At 55.9% G+C, this 17512-nt stretch carries 19 protein-coding genes and 1 tRNA gene; 3 read left to right on the forward strand and 17 right to left on the reverse strand.

Annotated features, from left to right (window positions below; all coding sequences use genetic code 11):
* Window positions 1-125 precede the first annotated feature (125 nt).
* From MTP36_RS11115 to MTP36_RS11165, 11 genes are all read right to left on the reverse strand, one after another.
* A complete protein-coding gene (locus tag MTP36_RS11115) occupies window positions 126-803 on the reverse strand; it encodes a GntR family transcriptional regulator (RefSeq protein WP_249250408.1) in 678 nt (225 codons plus the stop codon).
* Between the two features lie 464 nt (window positions 804-1267).
* Entirely contained in the window at window positions 1268-1732 is a 465-nt protein-coding gene (locus MTP36_RS11120) for an Hsp20/alpha crystallin family protein (protein WP_055185409.1), read from the reverse strand.
* A gap of 235 nt (window positions 1733-1967) precedes the next feature.
* Window positions 1968-2258: a hypothetical protein gene (locus MTP36_RS11125; RefSeq protein ID WP_055185410.1), complete on the reverse strand. Its 291-nt coding sequence runs from the start codon at window positions 2256-2258 to the stop codon at window positions 1968-1970.
* A 5-nt stretch (window positions 2259-2263) separates the two neighbouring features.
* Window positions 2264-2629, reverse strand: a complete 366-nt coding sequence (locus MTP36_RS11130; protein WP_249250410.1) for a DUF2500 domain-containing protein — start codon at window positions 2627-2629, stop codon at window positions 2264-2266.
* A gap of 1 nt (window position 2630) precedes the next feature.
* Window positions 2631-2978, reverse strand: coding sequence for a DUF6054 family protein (locus MTP36_RS11135; protein WP_249250413.1), 348 nt, complete (start codon window positions 2976-2978; stop codon window positions 2631-2633).
* Window positions 2979-3069: 91 nt separating this feature from the next.
* The gene (locus tag MTP36_RS11140; RefSeq protein WP_097779878.1) at window positions 3070-3447 is read right to left on the reverse strand and encodes an MmcQ/YjbR family DNA-binding protein; all 378 of its coding nucleotides are present in this window, start codon (window positions 3445-3447) and stop codon (window positions 3070-3072) included.
* Window positions 3448-3460: 13 nt separating this feature from the next.
* Entirely contained in the window at window positions 3461-4240 is a 780-nt protein-coding gene (locus MTP36_RS11145) for an HAD hydrolase family protein (protein WP_249250414.1), read from the reverse strand.
* 95 nt (window positions 4241-4335) lie between these two features.
* Window positions 4336-5193 carry a YitT family protein gene (locus MTP36_RS11150; protein ID WP_118658370.1) on the reverse strand — a complete coding sequence of 286 codons (858 nt, stop codon included), beginning with the start codon at window positions 5191-5193 and terminating at the stop codon, window positions 4336-4338.
* Window positions 5194-5318: 125 nt separating this feature from the next.
* Window positions 5319-6158 (reverse strand): sensor histidine kinase, encoded by an 840-nt coding sequence (locus MTP36_RS11155; RefSeq protein ID WP_249250423.1) that lies wholly within the window; start codon window positions 6156-6158, stop codon window positions 5319-5321.
* A 77-nt stretch (window positions 6159-6235) separates the two neighbouring features.
* The gene (locus MTP36_RS11160; RefSeq protein WP_249250425.1) at window positions 6236-6985 is read right to left on the reverse strand and encodes a sporulation initiation factor Spo0A C-terminal domain-containing protein; all 750 of its coding nucleotides are present in this window, start codon (window positions 6983-6985) and stop codon (window positions 6236-6238) included.
* A complete protein-coding gene (locus MTP36_RS11165; RefSeq protein WP_081028401.1) occupies window positions 6975-7280 on the reverse strand; it encodes a hypothetical protein in 306 nt (101 codons plus the stop codon). The genes MTP36_RS11160 and MTP36_RS11165 overlap by 11 nt, the downstream gene beginning before the upstream one ends.
* Window positions 7281-7685: 405 nt before the next feature.
* On the opposite strand from MTP36_RS11165, the gene MTP36_RS11170 reads away from it, so the two are divergent.
* The 3 genes from MTP36_RS11170 to MTP36_RS11180 all read left to right on the forward strand — a co-directional run bounded on the left by MTP36_RS11170 (window position 7686) and on the right by MTP36_RS11180 (window position 12783).
* Complete coding sequence (locus MTP36_RS11170; protein ID WP_249250434.1) at window positions 7686-10892, forward strand: ATP-binding cassette domain-containing protein; 3207 nt, start codon at window positions 7686-7688, stop codon at window positions 10890-10892.
* A gap of 105 nt (window positions 10893-10997) precedes the next feature.
* Window positions 10998-11825: a TrmH family RNA methyltransferase gene (locus MTP36_RS11175; RefSeq protein ID WP_249250437.1), complete on the forward strand. Its 828-nt coding sequence runs from the start codon at window positions 10998-11000 to the stop codon at window positions 11823-11825.
* A gap of 882 nt (window positions 11826-12707) precedes the next feature.
* Window positions 12708-12783, forward strand: a tRNA-Ala gene (locus tag MTP36_RS11180).
* 188 nt (window positions 12784-12971) lie between these two features.
* Here MTP36_RS11180 and MTP36_RS11185 read toward each other — a convergent pair.
* The 6 genes from MTP36_RS11185 to MTP36_RS11210 all read right to left on the reverse strand — a co-directional run bounded on the left by MTP36_RS11185 (window position 12972) and on the right by MTP36_RS11210 (window position 17258).
* The gene (locus tag MTP36_RS11185) at window positions 12972-14585 is read right to left on the reverse strand and encodes a recombinase family protein (protein ID WP_249250446.1); all 1614 of its coding nucleotides are present in this window, start codon (window positions 14583-14585) and stop codon (window positions 12972-12974) included.
* Window positions 14586-14702: 117 nt separating this feature from the next.
* Window positions 14703-14864 (reverse strand): hypothetical protein, encoded by a 162-nt coding sequence (locus tag MTP36_RS11190; protein ID WP_158577575.1) that lies wholly within the window; start codon window positions 14862-14864, stop codon window positions 14703-14705.
* On the reverse strand, window positions 14836-15252 hold the full coding sequence (locus MTP36_RS11195) for a type II toxin-antitoxin system PemK/MazF family toxin (RefSeq protein ID WP_249250448.1): 417 nt from the start codon (window positions 15250-15252) through the stop codon (window positions 14836-14838). Before MTP36_RS11195 ends, MTP36_RS11190 begins: the two co-directional genes overlap by 29 nt.
* Window positions 15252-16049 carry a DUF6551 family protein gene (locus MTP36_RS11200; protein ID WP_249250450.1) on the reverse strand — a complete coding sequence of 266 codons (798 nt, stop codon included), beginning with the start codon at window positions 16047-16049 and terminating at the stop codon, window positions 15252-15254. Before MTP36_RS11200 ends, MTP36_RS11195 begins: the two co-directional genes overlap by 1 nt.
* Window positions 16046-17035 carry a hypothetical protein gene (locus tag MTP36_RS11205; protein ID WP_249250458.1) on the reverse strand — a complete coding sequence of 330 codons (990 nt, stop codon included), beginning with the start codon at window positions 17033-17035 and terminating at the stop codon, window positions 16046-16048. Before MTP36_RS11205 ends, MTP36_RS11200 begins: the two co-directional genes overlap by 4 nt.
* Window positions 17013-17258: a hypothetical protein gene (locus MTP36_RS11210; protein WP_249250460.1), complete on the reverse strand. Its 246-nt coding sequence runs from the start codon at window positions 17256-17258 to the stop codon at window positions 17013-17015. Before MTP36_RS11210 ends, MTP36_RS11205 begins: the two co-directional genes overlap by 23 nt.
* Window positions 17259-17512: the final 254 nt, after the last annotated feature.

Consider the following 17512-nt stretch of genomic DNA (forward strand, 5'->3'; position numbering starts at 1 on the left):
TTTTACCAAAAATACAGCAGTACTCGACCAATCGCTTTGATAGTATAGCATAATTGCAGATTGTAGACAATCTGCAATTTCCATAAAATGATTGGTCAAAATTTAGACGTTCAGCCAAATTCCCCTTATTTTGCCATGCCGTCTGTTGCCTGTCCAGCGCTGTTCGCGCTGCGCATCCGCTCCATAGGCTCCATGTAGTGAGCGTAGACAGCGCGGCAGGCAGCCTCGGTGTCGCCGCTTGCCAGCGCCTCGTACAGCTTGGTGTGGATGCCGTTCTGCCGCTGCGCCAGCGTCTCGTGGTTAGAGCCGCTGTTCGCCCCAACAAGCAGGTTGCCGTAATTCAGGTCGTCCCAGAATTTCAGCAGTCTGGGCAGCCCTGCCCGCTGCACGATGACCGCATGGAAGCGGTTGTCGTTCTCCACGATCTGCGAAAGATCCCCCGGCCGGACGCTGCGCATCTCCTCTAAGATGCCGCGCATGGTGTGCAGATCCTCCTCCGGGAATTTGCAGTCAAAATAGCGCAGCGCCGTCATTTCCAGATTTGCCCGCAGCAGATAGATCTCGTAGGCGTCCTCCGGCTTTACCCGGCGCACCGAGCAGCCCACATTGCGCGAATACTCGACCATACCCTCCTGTTCCAGCTGCCGCAGCGCCTCCCGGATGGGTGCCCGACTGGAGCCGAACTCTTCGGCCAGCCGCTGCTCAGCCAGCTTTGCACCCGGCTGCAGCTCCCCGGTAAGGATCTTGCTTCTGATGGCAGAGGTGATACTTTCCCGTAAAGTCTGAAAGGCAAATTCGCCCATGACTTTTATCCCCCTTTTTCCTTCTATACGTTCTTTTTTGCCGCACGCAGTCCGCAGCTGCTGCCAGTGCAGCCGCAGGCCTGTAATGCGTGCGCCTTATAAGGATACCACGAAACGGTGGAAAAATAAAGTTTTTCGAGGAAAACAGACGTGTGCGCGCAAGGATGCTCTTTTCCGTCATTGCCTACGGCGTTGGCATCTCTAGGAAGAAAGCCCTCTCAGTCCGCTCCCGTTGGTCGCGTCCAGCTCCCCCGAAGGGGGAGCTTTTCGGCATCTACCGGTAAGCAGAGCAAAAACCTCCCCCCATCGGGGGAGGTGGCATCGCGCAGCGATGACAGAGAGGGTTCAGTTCTCCCCTCTCCGTCAGCAGAAACCTACGCACACAAAAAATGCCCCCGGAGGGCTTGTTGCAGCTCTCCGGGGGCATCCTATATACGTTATGCCTTGGCGCACACGGTCGGCATTTACTCGATCTCGATCAGATTCGGGTTCTCAGGCAGAGCCTTTGTCTGCTGAGGAGCGGGCAGCTCGATGTGCAGGACACCATCCTCGAACTTTGCGTGGATGTCCTCCTTCTTCACTTCGCCCACATAGAAGCTGCGGGCGCAGCTGCCGGAGAAGGTCTCGCGCCGCACGTAGCGGCCCTTGTTGTCCTTTTCGTCATTGCTGTGGCTGCGCACTGCCTGAATGGTCAGGTAGCCGTCGTTCAGATCCATCTGAACGTCTTCCTTCTTGCAGCCCGGCAGATCAACGTCCACTTCGTAGCCGTTGTCCGTCTGCTTGACATCGGTCTTCATCATGTTTGCACCGCGCTTACCAAAGGTGTCGCGGGCTTCGCGGTTCATCGCACGCTCCAGCGCACCCTCGTTCCAGAACGGATCAAAGAGATCATCGAACAGGTTCTCATGAAAAACAGTCGGCATAAACATAAAACATACCTCCAATCCCGGCGTTCGGGTCGGGGCAAAAACTTTGAAGCGTCCATTCGGAAAGGCTTTCCGGGGAGCCTTGCGGCTCTCCTTTTGCCCTTCCTCCTGAGCACGCCTCTGTTATAGCACGATTTTTTAGCACTGTCAAGCGCAGAGTGCTAAAATTCACAAAAGAATAATACTTTTGTCACAGCTTCTGCGATTTCTTCAAAAATGCCGCGTATCAACGCGTTTGTTATATTGCAAGCGGAACAAGCATCCCTTGGATATACCCCGCAAAATACGCAATGCCTGTGCTTACAGCAATGCAGACGCCCCACAAGACCCATGCGGCAAGCTTTTTGCCGGTCAGCCTGTAAATGGCGTTCCAATACTCCATATTGCACCATACAAGCGCCGCCGAGAACAAGACCGAAAACCACTGCGCACGGAAGGACAGTTCCATGCTGATAAGCAGATAATTCGTCAGCGTATAAAACAGGCTTCTGCCCACGATCTCCGGCACGCTTGAATGCTTTTGCTGCATATCAGTCACCCGTCTTTCCGTTCAAACCCCAGATAACGCGTGCCCTGAAAGCTCAGCTTTCCGGTATCGCCCTCGACAAGCATTCCGTAATCCGAACCACCTACTTCAAGTTCCATGCGGTCGCCGCTTTCCACCTGAAAGGTCACATAATAGGTGGTGAACGTATGCGCCATCGCATTGTCCGTATGATGGCGGGAAACGTTCATCCGCTTGGCCACCACAGTGGCCGGGACGGTAAGGCGCGGGGACGCATTATTTTTGCTCCATCTGCACAGGTTGCTCACCACGGTAAACAGAATCATGCCCAGCACCACCAGAAACACCAGCGGAAACAGGATGCTGAACAGCGCGTCAACCCCACTATAAAACATATTAGTCCTCCAAAATTTCTTCCAGCAGCTGCTTTACGTCCTCCAGAAAAGCGTCCTCGCCGAGGGTGTTCATTTTAAAGAACACCGCCTGACTGCCGCCCGCCGCAATGGCCGACAGCCGGATAGGCGTGTCCCCGTTCTGGAACAAGGTCAGCGTCAGGCTGAGACGGTTGCCGCCCACCATGCTGTACCGCTCAAACACCCGCACGCTGCACCGGGCGCTGCCCTCCTTGAAATCGCTGCCGGCTTCCAGCTCTGCCGACCAGCTGCTGTCCGGTATGGCGTGTTCCAGCTTGCGGAGCAGGGTATCGAAGTTCTGGTTGCGGATGGTCTTTTCAAAAATAGCCATAGCTGCCTCCTTTTGCAAAATGCAGTCCCTTCATCCTGAATACGAATAAAAGCAGGCAACTATTGCAGCGCCCGCCCTTATTTTGCTGCGGTCAAGCTTTCTTTTTTCGCAGCTTGGGTGCGGTGGCGTTGTAGCTCATGTCCAGCACCAGACGGAGCTTATCCTCCGGGGCGCTGCCGTCCAATGCGGCGGTGATCCAGTTTTCCTTGTTCATGTGGTAGGCAGGGTAAAAGCCCGGTTCTGCCCGCAGGGAGCCGATGAGGATGGGGTCACATTTCAGGTTCACGATATCCACCGGCTGCTGCCCGGGCAGCCCCAGCTTGCTTTTGGGCACGGTGGTGACCAGCGCAAACCACTTGCGGTTTGCTGCATGGCGGAACACCGCCGACTCCGGGGTGTCCATCCACGGATAGTCCGGCTCTACGCTGTAAGTATCAAAAATGAGCTGTTCCAAGCCCTTGCGGTTCATTGGCTCGCCCCCTTTACGGCTGCTGTGCCAGCAGCTGCGCCAGCACATCCTCCGGGCGGGGGGTGTGGTTTTGGTATTTTGCCCGCAGCGGAGCGGCGGCGTTATCCATAATGTAGGGCACGCCCACCACGTCCAGCATGGTCTCGTCGTTGTAGTTATCGCCAAAGGCCATCACCTGTACAGGGTCGATGCCAAGGGTGCGGCACACGCACTGCACCCCGATGCCCTTGTTGGCAAAGGTGGTGTCGATCCAGTACGGGCCCGCCACGGCGCAGTTGGCCTGCTTCCAGCGGGGCACAAAGCGCTCTACATAGTTTTCCACGCCCTCGTGCAGGTACACCGACACCTTGGTGATGTCCTCCGGCACCTCGGCGGGGCTGTGGATGATCTGGTAGTGGTTGCCCACGAACTGCACCCGCTGCAGCATCCCAAGGCCGCGCTCCATCAGGTAGGCGGTGTTCTGGCCGGAGAGCATCACCTCGCCCTGCCCCTCGCTGCGTGTCCACATATCGTTGGCGATCTCCTCTGCCAGCGCCCGCGGCATGGGATTTTTGGCGATGCACTGTTCTTCCTTAAAAATCGTGCCGCCGTTTTCACAAATAAACACGCAGCAGTCTGCCACCGGTGCAAAGAGTTTGCGCAGGCTGGTATACTGCCGCCCGGAGGCCGGGCAGAACCAGATGCCCCGCTGATGCAGCGCCCGGATCTGATCAAATATCTCGCCCTCCAGCTCCTTTTTGCCGTATTGCAGCAGCGTACCGTCAATATCGCTGCAAACCAGTCTGATGTCCATGGCTGTTATTCCCTTTCTGTTTTTTCTTATTTTACCACGGTTTTCCGCTGCGGAAAAGCCCCGAGCACGGCTTTTGCACCCTTTCTCTGCGTCGCTCAGCGCTTGGGCTGATAGTGCATACTGGATACATTATAAATCGTGACAAAGGCCTTGGGGTCCTCGCGGTTGATGAAGTTCATCAGCTTCTGATACTCGCTTTTGTCCACGATGGTAATGATCTCGTTGTGCTTTTCAAAGTTGTATGCACCGATAGCCTCGTACATGGTGGCACCGCTGTGCAGATCGTTGATGATGAACTGCCGCAGCGTCTCCTCCTTCTCGGTAATAATACACACCCGGCGCTTGATGCTGTTGTCGAAGATGAAATGATCCAGCACGATGCCGTTGAAGTAAGTACCAAGAATGCTCAACACCACCGTCTTTTTATCGTAGACAAGGGCGGCAGAGAGCGCCACGCACATGCCCGAAAGAGACATGGCCTTGCCCAACTCCATGTGCAGGTACTTGTTCATGATCTTTGCCACGATATCCAGCCCGCCGGAGGATGCGTTGCGGTTGAACAGGATGCTCAGACCCACGCTGACCACCAGAATATAGCACAGCACATCCAGTTCCTGACTATCGGTCATGGAGCCAAAATCCGGGAACAAACGCTCGAAAAGCCCCAGAAATACCGGCAGCATCACGCTGGTATACACGGTTTTTGCGCCGAACTCCCTGCCGCAGGTGAAAAACCCGATGATGAGCAGCACGGTATTCAGCACCATAGTAATAGCCGAAAGCGGCAGCGGCACAAAATTAGAAAGCACGATGCCAAGGCCGGAAATACTGCTGACGGATGTATGGCTGGGCGCCAGAAAAAAATAGACCGCCGCCGCAATAATAGCAACGGCCCCGGTCAGGATGGCCGTCTCCTTGGCAATTGCAGGGTAGTTCAGCTTCTTGTTTGTCATTGTTGCTCCTCCAAGCTTTTGTTTTCCGCCTTTCAGTATACCATGCTTTGCGCTTGCAGGAAAGCACCGGGCGCAAAATAACAAAGCCGCCGCACAAAACACTGTGCAGCGGCCTTGCCACCTTATTAAAGCTCTTCGTCCGGGTCGCCACGCTCCGGCATGGTGCGCATCTCCCGCACCAGCATGGCGCGCAGATGATACTTGCGCTGCTCCCGCTCGGTCTCCGAGTCGGTGCGCAGCTCCACCGTGCCATCGGGGCGGCTTTCGCCCGCGTACAGCGGAATGCTTACCACAGCCTTTGTGCCCTTTGCGGGGGCAGGCTCCAGCTGTAAGCTCCAGTCCATCCGGCGGCAGCACTCCCGGCAGAGCAGCAGCCCCAGCTGTGCCCCGCCCAGAAAACTGCGGCGGTTTTCCAGCGCTGCCTGTACATCCTCGCCGGGCAGCCCGCAGCCATCGTCTGTGACCGTCAGCTGCCAGCCGCTTTCGGTGCGGCGCAGCGCAATGCAGACGCAGCCACCCTCCCGGCTGGCGCGCAGGGCATTGGAGAGCAGATGCAGGCACAGCAGCTCCGCATCTCTGCGGTCTGCCATTACGCAGCAGGCGGTACACCCACCGTAGTCCAGACGGATGTCCACCCCAAGCTGCGCCCGGATCATATCAGACTGCGCCGACACCTGCTGCAAAAGCTCACACAGATCAATGGGGTACAGCTGCGGTTTTGTCTCCTCGTGCAGAAATTCCAGCAGGGTGATTGCCTCGCTGAGGGTGCGGTCCAGCTGCATGGCAGCGGTGTTGATATCCGCCACCGCCTGCCAAGTAGACTCGTCTGCACCGGTGCGGTCAAAATGCTGCTCCAGATATTCACAGTTGCGCCCGATCAGCGCCAGCGAACGGAAGCAGACCTCCTCGACCCGCTTCTGCTGCTCTGCGGTGATAGACCGCATTTCTGTCCTTTGCTGCTCCATTGCTCTGCCTCCCCGGGCGATGCCATTTTTTCAACGGAACACCGCAGTGTTCCAACTGCCGCAACCGTGTGCAAGCCTTACGGGCGGGTGGGCGGTGCAGCCTTGGACTTTTGCCGCAGCACAACATCCCTGACCGCGTAGATCAGCTTGCCGGTGGTGGGCTTGCCGCTGCCCAGCCTTGTGTCGGCCTTAAACGCCAGCCACGCAGGGGTCGGTATTTCCTCCAGCTGATCCACCATCCGGCGGATGCCGCTTTCCACGGCAGCGACCGATGTATCAAACTGCTCGCTCACCGCCTGCAAGATCTCTTTGCGGATCGCCAGCTTCTGGCTGGTGCTGCATGCGATGCCGACCGCGCAGGATAGATATCCGGCGTTGACATCCCCCTGCGGGATGCCCCACGCCGCATACAGCTGGCTGCATCGCTGCTCCAGCTGCCGGTTCTGCCGCCCGGGCATCCGGTAAAGCTGCCACAGCAGCCTTTTCAGCTCGGTGCCCTCTACGCAGTAGCACCCCTCGCGGAGCTTTTGCAACGCCGTGCCGCTGCTGCGGCCATGGCTCTGTATGAGCAGCGTCGGCCGCTCCTTCAACTGGTACAGCTGCCGGACAAATTGCTCTGCAGACAAGTCCGTCAGCTCGCTGCAAAGCACCACGGCATCGTAACGGACACCCTGCCGCAGCTGTGCCAGCAGCTTTTCGCCGCTGCAAAAGCAGGTGCATACAATGGCGGTTCCCTGCTCCTGCAAATAACGCTTCTGGACACGCAGCTCCCTCAGGTCATAGCTTGCAAGGGCGACTTGCAGTTGGGCTGTTCGCTCACTGTTCACGCCATGCGCCGCCTTTCTCGCCTACCAGCCCGGCAGCTGTCAGGTCTGTGACCGCATCCCGCCAGAGCTCCGGCTGAACTCCATTTTCACACAAGTAGCGCAGGAGCCGGTAACAGAACTCCGGCGCTGCCGCAACATGCTGACTGACGATCTGCTGTCGGCTGCCGATCCGGCACAGGGACAGCCGACAGCCTTGTGTGCCCTCTACCTCCATGGCATACACCAGCGTATACTCCTGCTGCAAACCATCAATGGCAGAATACTGCCGGATCATGGGTGAAAATGTATGTTCCATTTCAGTTCCTCCTTACTACAAGGGCCAATTTTTTTCTGCCTTGTTTATATAAAGTATATTTTATAAGGTAGGAGAAACCGTTACAATCCTAAAGAAGTGTCTGAACAGAGCATTTTCGGGCATTTTGCCTCCGGCATGCTCTACGCGCCGCTGTCAGCTTTAGAATAGCACGTTCCGTCTGCAAATTCAACCGGTATCTTTTTCCGCTTTTCTTTTTTGCCCCGTCCTTCCCGGCTAGATCGCTGCTCGGGCGCAAAAGTGCCGCAGCTTCAGCATTCCCAGGAATAATTTCACGTTTTTTTCACATTTTTTTGCTAAACTTAATAAGATATTGTCTGCAAACATTTCCGAATTTCAAACCACAGGCAGCAGCGCCCGGCGGCGCAGTACCGGAAAGGCACATTTATGCTCAAGCTCAAACAGATCAACAAAGAATATAAGACCGGCGAGCTGGTGCAGCACGCACTGAACAACGTCAGTCTGAACCTGCGGGACAACGAATTCGTGGCCATTCTGGGCCCCAGCGGCTCCGGCAAGACCACCCTGCTGAACATCATCGGCGGTCTGGATCGCTACGACAGCGGCGATCTGATCATCAACGGCATCTCCACCAAAAAATACACCGACCGCGACTGGGACTCCTACCGGAACCACACCATCGGTTTTGTGTTCCAGAGCTATAACCTGATCCCCCACCAGACCGTGCTGGGCAACGTGGAACTGGCACTGACCATCTCGGGCGTATCCAAGGCCGAGCGCCGCCGCCGTGCCGCCGCTGCGCTGGAACAGGTGGGGCTGGGCAACCAGCTGCACAAGCACCCCGGCGAGATGTCCGGCGGGCAGATGCAGCGCGTAGCCATTGCCCGTGCGCTGGTGAACAATCCCGACATCCTGCTGGCAGACGAGCCCACCGGCGCGCTGGACAGCGAGACCAGCATTCAGGTGATGGAACTGCTCAAAGAAGTGGCGCGGGACCGGCTGGTGGTCATGGTCACCCACAACCCGGAGCTGGCCGAGCGCTACGCCACCCGCATCGTGAATCTGAAGGACGGCGTGATCCGCTCCGACACCATGCCCTACGAGCCCGAGGATGAGGCTGCCGCCGCAGCCCCCGTGCACCGGAACATGGGGCATTCCTCCATGTCCCTGCTCACCTCCCTCTCCCTCAGCTTCAACAATCTGCTCACCAAAAAGGCGCGCACCCTGCTCACCGCCTTTGCCGGGTCTATCGGCATCATCGGCATTGCGCTGATCCTTTCCCTTTCCAACGGTGTGAGCCGCTATATCAGCAACATGGAAAAATCCACGCTGGCGGCCTACCCGCTGCAGATCAGCAGCACCGGCGTGGATCTGACCAGCATGATGGACCCAGACACCTACACCAGTGTTGCGTCCAGCGCTGCCCCTGCGCCGGATGGCATGGTCACAGTAAGCCAGCTGCTAGCTCAGCTGAACATCGGTGCCACCAGCAATGATCTGCGCTCGCTGAAGGAATATCTGGACAGTGACGCCTGCACTATCCGGGACAACGCCACGGTGGAATACGCCTATTCCGCTTCTCCGCTGATCTACCGCCAGAACCCGGACGGCACCGTGCAGAAGCTGAACCCGGACACCACCTTCTCCGATATTGCCAATGAGAACACCTCTGTGACCAGCATCATGACCTCCATGTCCAGCCCCTATGTGTTCTGCGAAATGGCCGAGACCCCCGCCCTGTACGAGGATCAGTATGATATCAAGGCCGGTCGCTGGCCGGAAAAGTACAACGAGCTGGTGCTGACCCTGAACGCGGACGGCAGTATCTCAGACTACACGCTGTACGCCATGGGTCTGCGGGATCAGGCCGAGCTGGACAAAATTTTACAGCAGTATGCGCAAAACCAGAAGATCGATTTGCCCACGGACTACGGCACCTATACCTATGACGATTTTCTTGGCATGACCTTCAAACTTGTCAACAAGGCCGACTGCTATGTCTACGACACCGAGCACAAGGTCTGGCTGAGCAAGCTGAACGATGAAGCCTATATGCAGCAGCTGGTGGCCGACAGCGAGGAGCTGACCATCGTAGGCATCGTGCAGCCCAAGGCAGACGCCACCTCTGCCATCCTGCACAGCGGTCTGGACTACCTGCACGAGCTGACCTATCATGTCATCGACCAGGCCGCCAACAGCGAGATCGTGCGCCAGCAGCTGGCAGACCCGGACATCAACGTGCTGACCGGCGAGCCCTTCGATGCTGCCGGCAACAGCATGCTGGATATCGCCTCCCTGTTCTCGGTGGACACGGATGCCCTCAAGGACGCTTTCCAGTTCGACACCAGCGCCCTGCACTTTGATCTGGATGGCGCATTTGACCTGACCGATGGCTCCTTTGACCTTGCCACCCTCATCGATCCTTCCAGCTTCAAGCTGGATCTCAGCGGGCTGCCGCTGCCGGACATGGAGATGGACATGAGCGAGCTGTTCGACGGCGTAGAGCTGAACATCTCTCAGGACGGCTTACAGGCACTGATGAAAAAGATCCTGAACGGCTACAAGCGCTATATCATCAGCAACGGCCTGTTGAATCTGGACAAGATCGGTTTTTCCTCCTATATGAAAACCGAGGCCTTCCAGACGCTGCTGAACGAATCCATGGGCGACCTGCTGGACACCTCCGGGCTGGAGGAGCAGTTTGCTGATACGCTCCAGCAGAATTTACAGACCGTGATGGAGAGCTACTCCGTCCAGCTGAGCGAAGCGCTGCAAGTCCAGCTCACCGCTGCTCTGCAGGAGCAGATGGGCCCCGCCATCCAGAAGCTGGCCGGACAGTTGGAGCAGAAGATCGCGCAGGCGATCCAGAGCAACATTGCGCAGCTGAGTACACAGGTGGAAAGCGCGCTCAAGATCGACCCCGCCGCGTTCCAGCAGGCCATCCAGATCAACATGACCGGCTCCGACCTGACTGAGATGATCAAAAACACCCTGCTCTCCTCCGCTTCCAGCTACGAAAAGATTCTGAGCGACATCGGCTATGTGGACTACGCAAAGCCTGATGGCATCTATATCTATCCCAACAGCTTTGACACCAAAGCACAGGTGGTAAGCGAGCTGGACGCCTACAACGCCGCCATGCGGCAGCAGGGCGAGGACGACAAGGTGATTCACTACACCGACATGGTGGGCACCCTGATGAACTCGGTCACCGAGATCGTGGGCATGGTCAGCAATGTGCTGGTGGCCTTTGTGGCCATCTCGCTGGTGGTGTCCTCCATCATGATCGGTGTCATCACCTATATCAGCGTGCTGGAGCGCCGCAAGGAGATCGGCATTCTGCGTGCCATCGGTGCCTCCAAGCACAACGTCTCACAGGTGTTCAATGCCGAGACCTTTATCATCGGCCTGTGCTCCGGCGTGATGGGCGTGGTGCTCTGCCTGCTGCTGCTCGTCCCCGGCAATATGCTCATCCACCACATCGCGGGCGATGTCAGCGTATCGGCCTCGCTGCCGCCGCAGGCTGCACTGATTTTGATCGTTCTGGCCACCCTGCTTACCATGCTGGGTGGTGTGATCCCCGCCCGCAGCGCCGCAAAAAGCAACCCCGTCAAGGCGCTGCGCTCTGAATAAGTATTGCTTTCAAATCCCTGCTGTGCTCTGTGTGCAGCAGGGATTTTGCATTTTGTCCCGGCTTGTGCTACAATAGAAAAAACTTCATTTCAAAGGAGCGTTCCCATGCCTGTCATTCACGAGATCACCGACCTTACCGCCCCGGAGCTGGACGTCTACGCCCGGCTCACGCAGGCGCAGCTGCGCAACCGGCTGGAGCCGGAAAAGGGTATTTTTATCGCCGAAAGCCCCAAGGTGATTGCCCGGGCGCTGGATGCCGGATACCAGCCCCTTTCCCTGCTGATGGAGCGCAAGCAGATCACCGGCCCGGCACAGGAGATCTTGACCCGCTGCGGCGATGTGCCGGTGTATACCGCTGACCGGGAGCTGCTGGCACAGCTCACCGGCTTTGCACTGACCCGTGGCGTGCTGTGTGCCTTCCGCCGCCCTGCGCCCCGCACGGTGGAGCAGGTGTGCGCCCACGCCCGCCGGGTGGCTGTGCTGGAGGGCATCGTAGATTCCACCAACGTGGGCGCTATCTTCCGCAGCGCTGCCGCGCTGAACATGGATGCCGTACTCATTACCCCCTCCTGCTGCGACCCGCTGTGCCGCCGCGCGGTGCGGGTAAGCATGGGCACCGTGTTTCAGGTGCCGTGGGCGCAGATCGGCTCCTGCCCTGCCGACTGGCCGGAAAACGGCAGCGCCCAGCTCCATGCACTGGGCTTCAAGACTGCTGCCATGGCGCTGAGCGACCGCTCGGTCAGCATTGACGATGCCGCCCTTGCCGCCGAGCCAAAGCTTGCCATCGTGCTGGGCACCGAGGGCGATGGGCTGGCCAATAATACCATCGCCGCCTGCGACTACACCGTAAAGATCCCCATGTCCCATGGGGTGGATTCCCTCAACGTAGCCGCAGCCAGTGCCGTAGCTTTCTGGCAGCTCGGCCGCTTGTAAGTTTCCCGCTTGTGCTCTCCGAAATTGCTTGACAAACGCCCCGAAACGCGGTACACTATCAGCGTTACATCATGGGCCTATAGCTCAGTTGGGAGTGCAAGCGTATCGCTTTTGTGCCCCACGGAGTTGTGGGCATTCAAATGGGGAGTATGTCGGTTGGTCGCCCAACCGAGTCACGCCCCTAAATATGGGCCTATAGCTCAGCTGGGAGTGCAAGCGTATCGCTTTTGTGCCCCACAGAGTTGTGGGCTTTAGAATGGGGAGTATGTCGGTTGGTCGCCCAACCGTGTCACGCCCCTAAATATGGGCCTATAGCTCAGCTGGGAGTGCAAGCGTTGCATTCCCGATCTGGTGTTATAGCTCATTTGTGCCCATTCGAAATTGGGTGCTTTTTCGTGGGCTCGTAGCTCAGTTGGGAGTGCAAGCGTTGTATTCCCGATCTGGTGTTATAGCTCATTTGCCCCCATTAGAAATTGGGTGCTTTTTTGTGGGCTCGTAGCTCAGTTGGGAGTGCAAGCGTTGTATTCCCGATCTGGTGTTATAGCTCATTTGCCCCCATTCGAAATTGGGTGCTTTTTTGTGGGCTCGTAGCTCAGTTGGGAGCCCATGCGGTCCTTAAACAATCTGGAGTTATATACCACGCGCCCCCAAGCGGTTTTTGGGGGCTTAAATATGGGCTCGTAGCTCAGTTGGGAGAGCAAGCGTTGCATTTCCGATCTGGTGTTATAGCTCATTTGCCCCCATTAGAAATTGGGTGCTTTTTTGTGGGCTCGTAGCTCAGTTGGGAGTGCAAGCGTATCGCTTTTGTGCCCCACGGAGTTGTGGGCATTCAAATGGGGAGTATGTCGGTTGGTCGCCCAACCGTGTCACGCCCCTAAATATGGGCCTATAGCTCAGCTGGGAGAGCGTTCGGTTCGCATCCGAGAGGTCAAGGGTTCGAATCCCTCTAGGTCCACCAATTTGCCGCATTGTTTTGTACGATGCGGCGTTTTTTATGCCTAAAAAACTTTGGCAGACCGTGCCGGGCTCCGAACCCTGAAGTCGGATGCGAACCGGGCGGGGTCATCCATGTACTTTTTGAAAATCCATCGGTTTCACGCTTCTTTCTTTGCATTTTGCAGAGTTCTGCGGGCAAGTGCATCGCTTTTATGCCCCCTTCTCGGAAATTCCTTCAAAAATTTCCGCACCATCGTAGGTTGACACAGCCTTGAGCTGCTCCACTTGATTGAAGCTGGCGTTCAGTGTAATCGAGATCTCATAGTCTTTTCGGACGCGAATCTCCTTAATGAACTGCTGCAAAATGGCGCGGCGTTCATCGTGGTTGGCGGTGTCGTAAACATCCGCCCATGTAAACAGCTCGTTGCAGATGTAGTTGCTGCGCTTTGCTGTTTTGGTGGCTTCTTCGTATTCTTCCTGTGCCTGCACAAGCTGCTTTTCCAGCGTTTCCAGTGCGTCTTTTGCTTCGGCCACCAGTGTACCGAGCAGTTCTTTGTCCAAGGCACTTACGCCCCGAATGACGAGGATGGTTTCGGCTTTCAGGTCGTCCAGCTCTTTCTGCTTGGCTTCCAAGTCTTTCTGGATTTTCTTGATTTTCTTCTGGATGCGGGCGGCATCGTTGGTCTTGACCGATTCCAGCAGCTTCTTCCGGGAAACTTCCCGGAACTGTGCGAAGATCTGCCGGACAACTTCTTCTACGATGGAATCCAGCTTAGAAACACCATAGCCGGACTGCCCATCGCAGTTACCCGGATGCCGAATCTTATAAAAGCAGCTGTACCGGGGCCGGACTTCTTTCACCGTATGCCCATCGGCGTAGGTGTGTGTCCGTCCGCTGCTGGTCAGGCTCAAGCGGTTGCCGCAGTGACCGCAGTAAACCAACCCGGTCAAAAGGGCTTTGGAGCTGGTGCCCAGTGAAGTACCGCCACGCTCACAAGTGCGTGCCTGCCGCAGTTCCTGTGCCTGCTCGAACAGCTCTGGTTCGATGATGCGGAGCTGTGGGTACTCGGTTTCCACCGCACCATTGATGAGGTATCCCGTGTATCCTTTGTTCTTGATCATCCGAACGATGCTAGTGTTGGGAATGTTTTTGTTGTTCCGTCCTACGACTCCCTGTTCATAAAGATAGTGGCTCAACTTCTGTGCGCCGTAGCCCTCGTAAACGTACTTGTGGAAAATCAGCCGGACGATCTCAGCTTCCGCTTCATCAATCACAAGGTCGCAGACTTCCTGATTCTTCTTGTTCACCCGACCAAGGCGGACACGCTTGTAGCCAAAAGGCACGGTGCCGCCTGTATAGTGGCCTTCCCCGGTGAGCTGTTCCAGCCTTGTCCGGGTACGGACAGAGGTTTTCAGACTTTCGCCGGATGCCTGCCAGTAGCGGATGTAGTTCATCAGCTTGTCCACATGGGTGTCAAATCGCTGCTGTCCCTCGTTCACGCTCCAGACTTCGATGCCCTGCTTCGTGAACCATTCCACGATAAAGGGCGTTTCATCATCACGGCGACCGAGACGGTCAAACATGAACACCAGCAGGATGTCAAACTTGCCCTCCATCGCGGCCTGTTGAATTTTCTGGAGTTCGTCACGCTCTTTGGCAGATTTTTTGAAGCCGGAAACGCCTTTTTCGGAAAATTCCTTGACGATCTCCCAGCCCTGACTTTCTGCAAAGTTGCGGCAGGCTTCTTTCTGCATGGGGATGTCGTCTTTCTCGACCTGTCCCTTTGTCGAAACACGGTATAAGGTATAGACACGTTTTTTCATTTCAATCTCTCTTTCTTTGAGTGAGAAAGGAAAAATCAAACGTGTTTCGTCCATATTTTGTTTTCAAGGTTCAGTTCGATTTTATCTTATCTCACGCATTCAAGGAGCACAAGGATGTCAGGCAGCGGTGTGCCCTGCCGTGCGCAGGATGGTGGTCTGCAATAGTTTCTGGATGGCATCCAGACAGTCCGTATCCGCAGGCGCATAGGTGATCTTGACTTTGCAGCCTTTGACGGAAAGGGTTTCAGATTTAGCGGTGGTATCGCAGATAGCGTTCATAGGCCTCCTTTCTCCATACCCATTCGTTGAGATTGAGCTGATAGAGCAGCGCATAATTGAGCCGAATGAGTTCCGGGATGCTCAACCGCCCCATCGGGCGGATCAGCCGTCCCTTGCTGATGGTCTGGACAGATTCTGCCAAGATCATAGAGGGCTGCAAAAAAGCCCGATTACTGTCCACAAGAACGTGGGCTTGGTGATCGGGCTTCTTTGCAGTATTGGATGTAACAGGCGCAACAATGAGGTTGGGCGAATAGCAGTTTGCGGTGTTGTTCTGCACCACGACCACAGGGCGGATACCGCCCTGCTCGGAGCCAAGGTGCGGCTCCAGATTGGCGTAGTAAATATCACCGCGCAGAAACTTTCGGTTGACTGGGATCATGCTCATCACCGCTTGCAAGGCAGACTGTGGGCACGGCCAGCACCGTTGTAGATGGACAGGATCTGTTTCATGTGGCGGTCTGCCACATTGCCAGTGTCGTTTTGTGCCAACCGGGTGATGGTCTTGGGATGCACTGTGCGCAGCCGGAGAATCAGCCGCTCCCGGCTGTATTCGCCCTGATACAGAGCCAGAAAACGAGCCATGCCATGCAGGATGCCCGACAGGAACGAATCCGAATCGCCACCCCAAGCGTCTACGAGAACGCTCAGCATTTCACGGTAAAGTGATGCACCGTAGCTCTTGTAGATGTAGTAAGCCGAGCGGATGCAGTAGATTTTCCACGGGGCACGAATCCCATCCAGTGCAAACCGAACGCCTGTGCCCTCCGTTACCGAAACAAAATCGCAGGCGTTTTCTTCGTGTGCCACCAGTTTGGCACGAAGCTGTTCACCAGCGGTCAGTTCGCTGGAAATGCCTGTCTGCACAGCAAACAGCAGAGCTTCATGCTCTTTAGAAAGGCCGTAGAAGACCTTGCAGCGAATCGGGAGGTCACGCCCACCGTTGCACGTTTTCCGTGCCTCAATGGTGTTCTGGCCATCAAAGACGAAGTAGCGGCCATCCCGGTAGCTGACCTTCGGCTCATTGGCGATGTACTCCGAAAAGTTTGCTGCGATTCGTGCAACCTTGCCCATGCGGAGCAGCCGCTGATATTCGGCGCAGGGGTTCAGCAGAACGCTGTCAACGTAGCGCACCTCGAAGTTGCACTCCGGCAGGCTGGAAAGGTTCAGGTTAGAAAGCATCATAGCGTCTTCTCCTTTATTTTCAGAAGATACTGTACGGCATCTTCGGTCAAGTCATAAATGATCTTGCGGCAGTCCGAATCTTCAAAAACATCCGGGTATTCTTTGAAAATGCTATTCCAGCGGCGAATGAAGTCCTCTTTTGCACCCTGTACCTCGCACATCATCAGGGAACCGTTTGCAACGGCTCGTTCCTGATAGCGGTTGTCAATGGATGCTTTCAGAAAGGTTCTTTCTTCGGTAGTAAGCTGGCGTTGATGCCCTTGGATGCTTTTGCAGATTTCAGAAAGCGTTTGTTTTGAAGAAGTTGTTTCAGCTTTTCGGGGCTGACGTTCCTGCTTTGGCTTCCGTAATTCTGCAAGAGCAGCAGGAATTTCTGCTTTTGGCGTTTTTGCCAAGGCGGTGATTTCTGCATCCGTTGCCTTGATGCGCCCGGTCAGGATTTCCTCTCTTGCACCGGGGACTGCATCTTCCGCAGCGTCCACGCCTTTGGCATACTTTTCCGCTCGCTTTACGGTAGCCGCCCCAACGCCGTTTTGTGCGGCAATGCGCTCACAGGTGGAGAGCTGCTTTGCCCTCAATGGATCATTTTGAACCATTGAGGTGAACCGTCCGTTCTCATCGTGTGCCCGCTCTTTGGAGCCGCCCCGTGCCAGCTTTTCGGATTCATACAGCTTGCCCATCAGAAACTTCTTTCGTTCCGGGTCAAGATTTCTGCGTCCAAGCTGGTTCTGGCAGATCCATGAAAGAGCCGCATAACGGTTATCCAGTTCGATCTCCTGTATCTGGTAGGCGATGAACGGATGCTTCCGCAGGATGCGGTAGCGGGTATGCCCGTCCAGAATAAAGCCATTCCAGATGATAATGGGATTCAGCAGCCGCCCTTCGTGGAGAATGTTCTGCTCAAGCTGTTGTTCTTCTTCAAAATTCAGGGGCGGGATCTTGCCCTGAAACTCCGGGTCGATTTTAAGTGCATTCAGATTCATCATCGAAATGGCCTCGCTTCACATACTGCCCAGCGTTCTTATCGGGCTGTACATAATAATCGAAACCATAGCGAATCTGGCAGTAGGTGCAGACATCCTTGATCTTCTGCTTAGGGTCTGCGCGCCGGACGCGAACGCCCTTTGCCCCCTGAAAGGAATCCAGACAAATCGGGCAGAGGGTAGTCAAGCTGGCTTCGTCTACGCAGTTGTTATAAAATCGACTCATATAGATTTCCTCCATATCGGTATTTTGATGGGAAATGTAAAACCACCAGCCGAGAAATCCTCAACTGGTGGTTTGAAAAGTACTGTTTTTCTCCTATTTGTCCTCGACACCCCGGAGGTGGGAACTTTTCGGCGGCGGATTTGCACCGCTCCATTGGCATCTCAGCCACCCCGTCTGCTTTCTGACCGGGCCGCGAATTACGGAAGTATCATTGTCTGGAAGTACCGAAAAGCTGCTTCTTCAATTTTCAAGGT

It is taken from the genome of Faecalibacterium sp. I4-1-79 (assembly GCF_023347235.1).
GTDB classification, from domain to species: domain Bacteria; phylum Bacillota; class Clostridia; order Oscillospirales; family Ruminococcaceae; genus Faecalibacterium; species Faecalibacterium tardum.

Excerpts from the sequence above, each read along its gene's own strand:
- MTP36_RS11115 (WP_249250408.1), bottom strand. The coding sequence starts at position 803 with ATGGGCGAATTTGCCTTTCAGACTTTACGGGAAAGTATCACCTCTGCC.
- MTP36_RS11120 (WP_055185409.1), bottom strand. The coding sequence starts at position 1,732 with ATGTTTATGCCGACTGTTTTTCATGAGAACCTGTTCGATGATCTCTTT.
- MTP36_RS11125 (WP_055185410.1), bottom strand. The coding sequence starts at position 2,258 with ATGCAGCAAAAGCATTCAAGCGTGCCGGAGATCGTGGGCAGAAGCCTG.
- MTP36_RS11130 (WP_249250410.1), bottom strand. The coding sequence starts at position 2,629 with ATGTTTTATAGTGGGGTTGACGCGCTGTTCAGCATCCTGTTTCCGCTG.
- MTP36_RS11135 (WP_249250413.1), bottom strand. The coding sequence starts at position 2,978 with ATGGCTATTTTTGAAAAGACCATCCGCAACCAGAACTTCGATACCCTG.
- MTP36_RS11140 (WP_097779878.1), bottom strand. The coding sequence starts at position 3,447 with ATGAACCGCAAGGGCTTGGAACAGCTCATTTTTGATACTTACAGCGTA.
- MTP36_RS11145 (WP_249250414.1), bottom strand. The coding sequence starts at position 4,240 with ATGGACATCAGACTGGTTTGCAGCGATATTGACGGTACGCTGCTGCAA.
- MTP36_RS11150 (WP_118658370.1), bottom strand. The coding sequence starts at position 5,193 with ATGACAAACAAGAAGCTGAACTACCCTGCAATTGCCAAGGAGACGGCC.
- MTP36_RS11155 (WP_249250423.1), bottom strand. The coding sequence starts at position 6,158 with ATGGAGCAGCAAAGGACAGAAATGCGGTCTATCACCGCAGAGCAGCAG.
- MTP36_RS11165 (WP_081028401.1), bottom strand. The coding sequence starts at position 7,280 with ATGGAACATACATTTTCACCCATGATCCGGCAGTATTCTGCCATTGAT.
- MTP36_RS11170 (WP_249250434.1), top strand. The coding sequence starts at position 7,686 with ATGCTCAAGCTCAAACAGATCAACAAAGAATATAAGACCGGCGAGCTG.
- MTP36_RS11175 (WP_249250437.1), top strand. The coding sequence starts at position 10,998 with ATGCCTGTCATTCACGAGATCACCGACCTTACCGCCCCGGAGCTGGAC.
- MTP36_RS11185 (WP_249250446.1), bottom strand. The coding sequence starts at position 14,585 with ATGAAAAAACGTGTCTATACCTTATACCGTGTTTCGACAAAGGGACAG.
- MTP36_RS11190 (WP_158577575.1), bottom strand. The coding sequence starts at position 14,864 with ATGAACGCTATCTGCGATACCACCGCTAAATCTGAAACCCTTTCCGTC.
- MTP36_RS11195 (WP_249250448.1), bottom strand. The coding sequence starts at position 15,252 with ATGAGCATGATCCCAGTCAACCGAAAGTTTCTGCGCGGTGATATTTAC.
- MTP36_RS11200 (WP_249250450.1), bottom strand. The coding sequence starts at position 16,049 with ATGATGCTTTCTAACCTGAACCTTTCCAGCCTGCCGGAGTGCAACTTC.
- MTP36_RS11205 (WP_249250458.1), bottom strand. The coding sequence starts at position 17,035 with ATGATGAATCTGAATGCACTTAAAATCGACCCGGAGTTTCAGGGCAAG.
- MTP36_RS11210 (WP_249250460.1), bottom strand. The coding sequence starts at position 17,258 with ATGAGTCGATTTTATAACAACTGCGTAGACGAAGCCAGCTTGACTACC.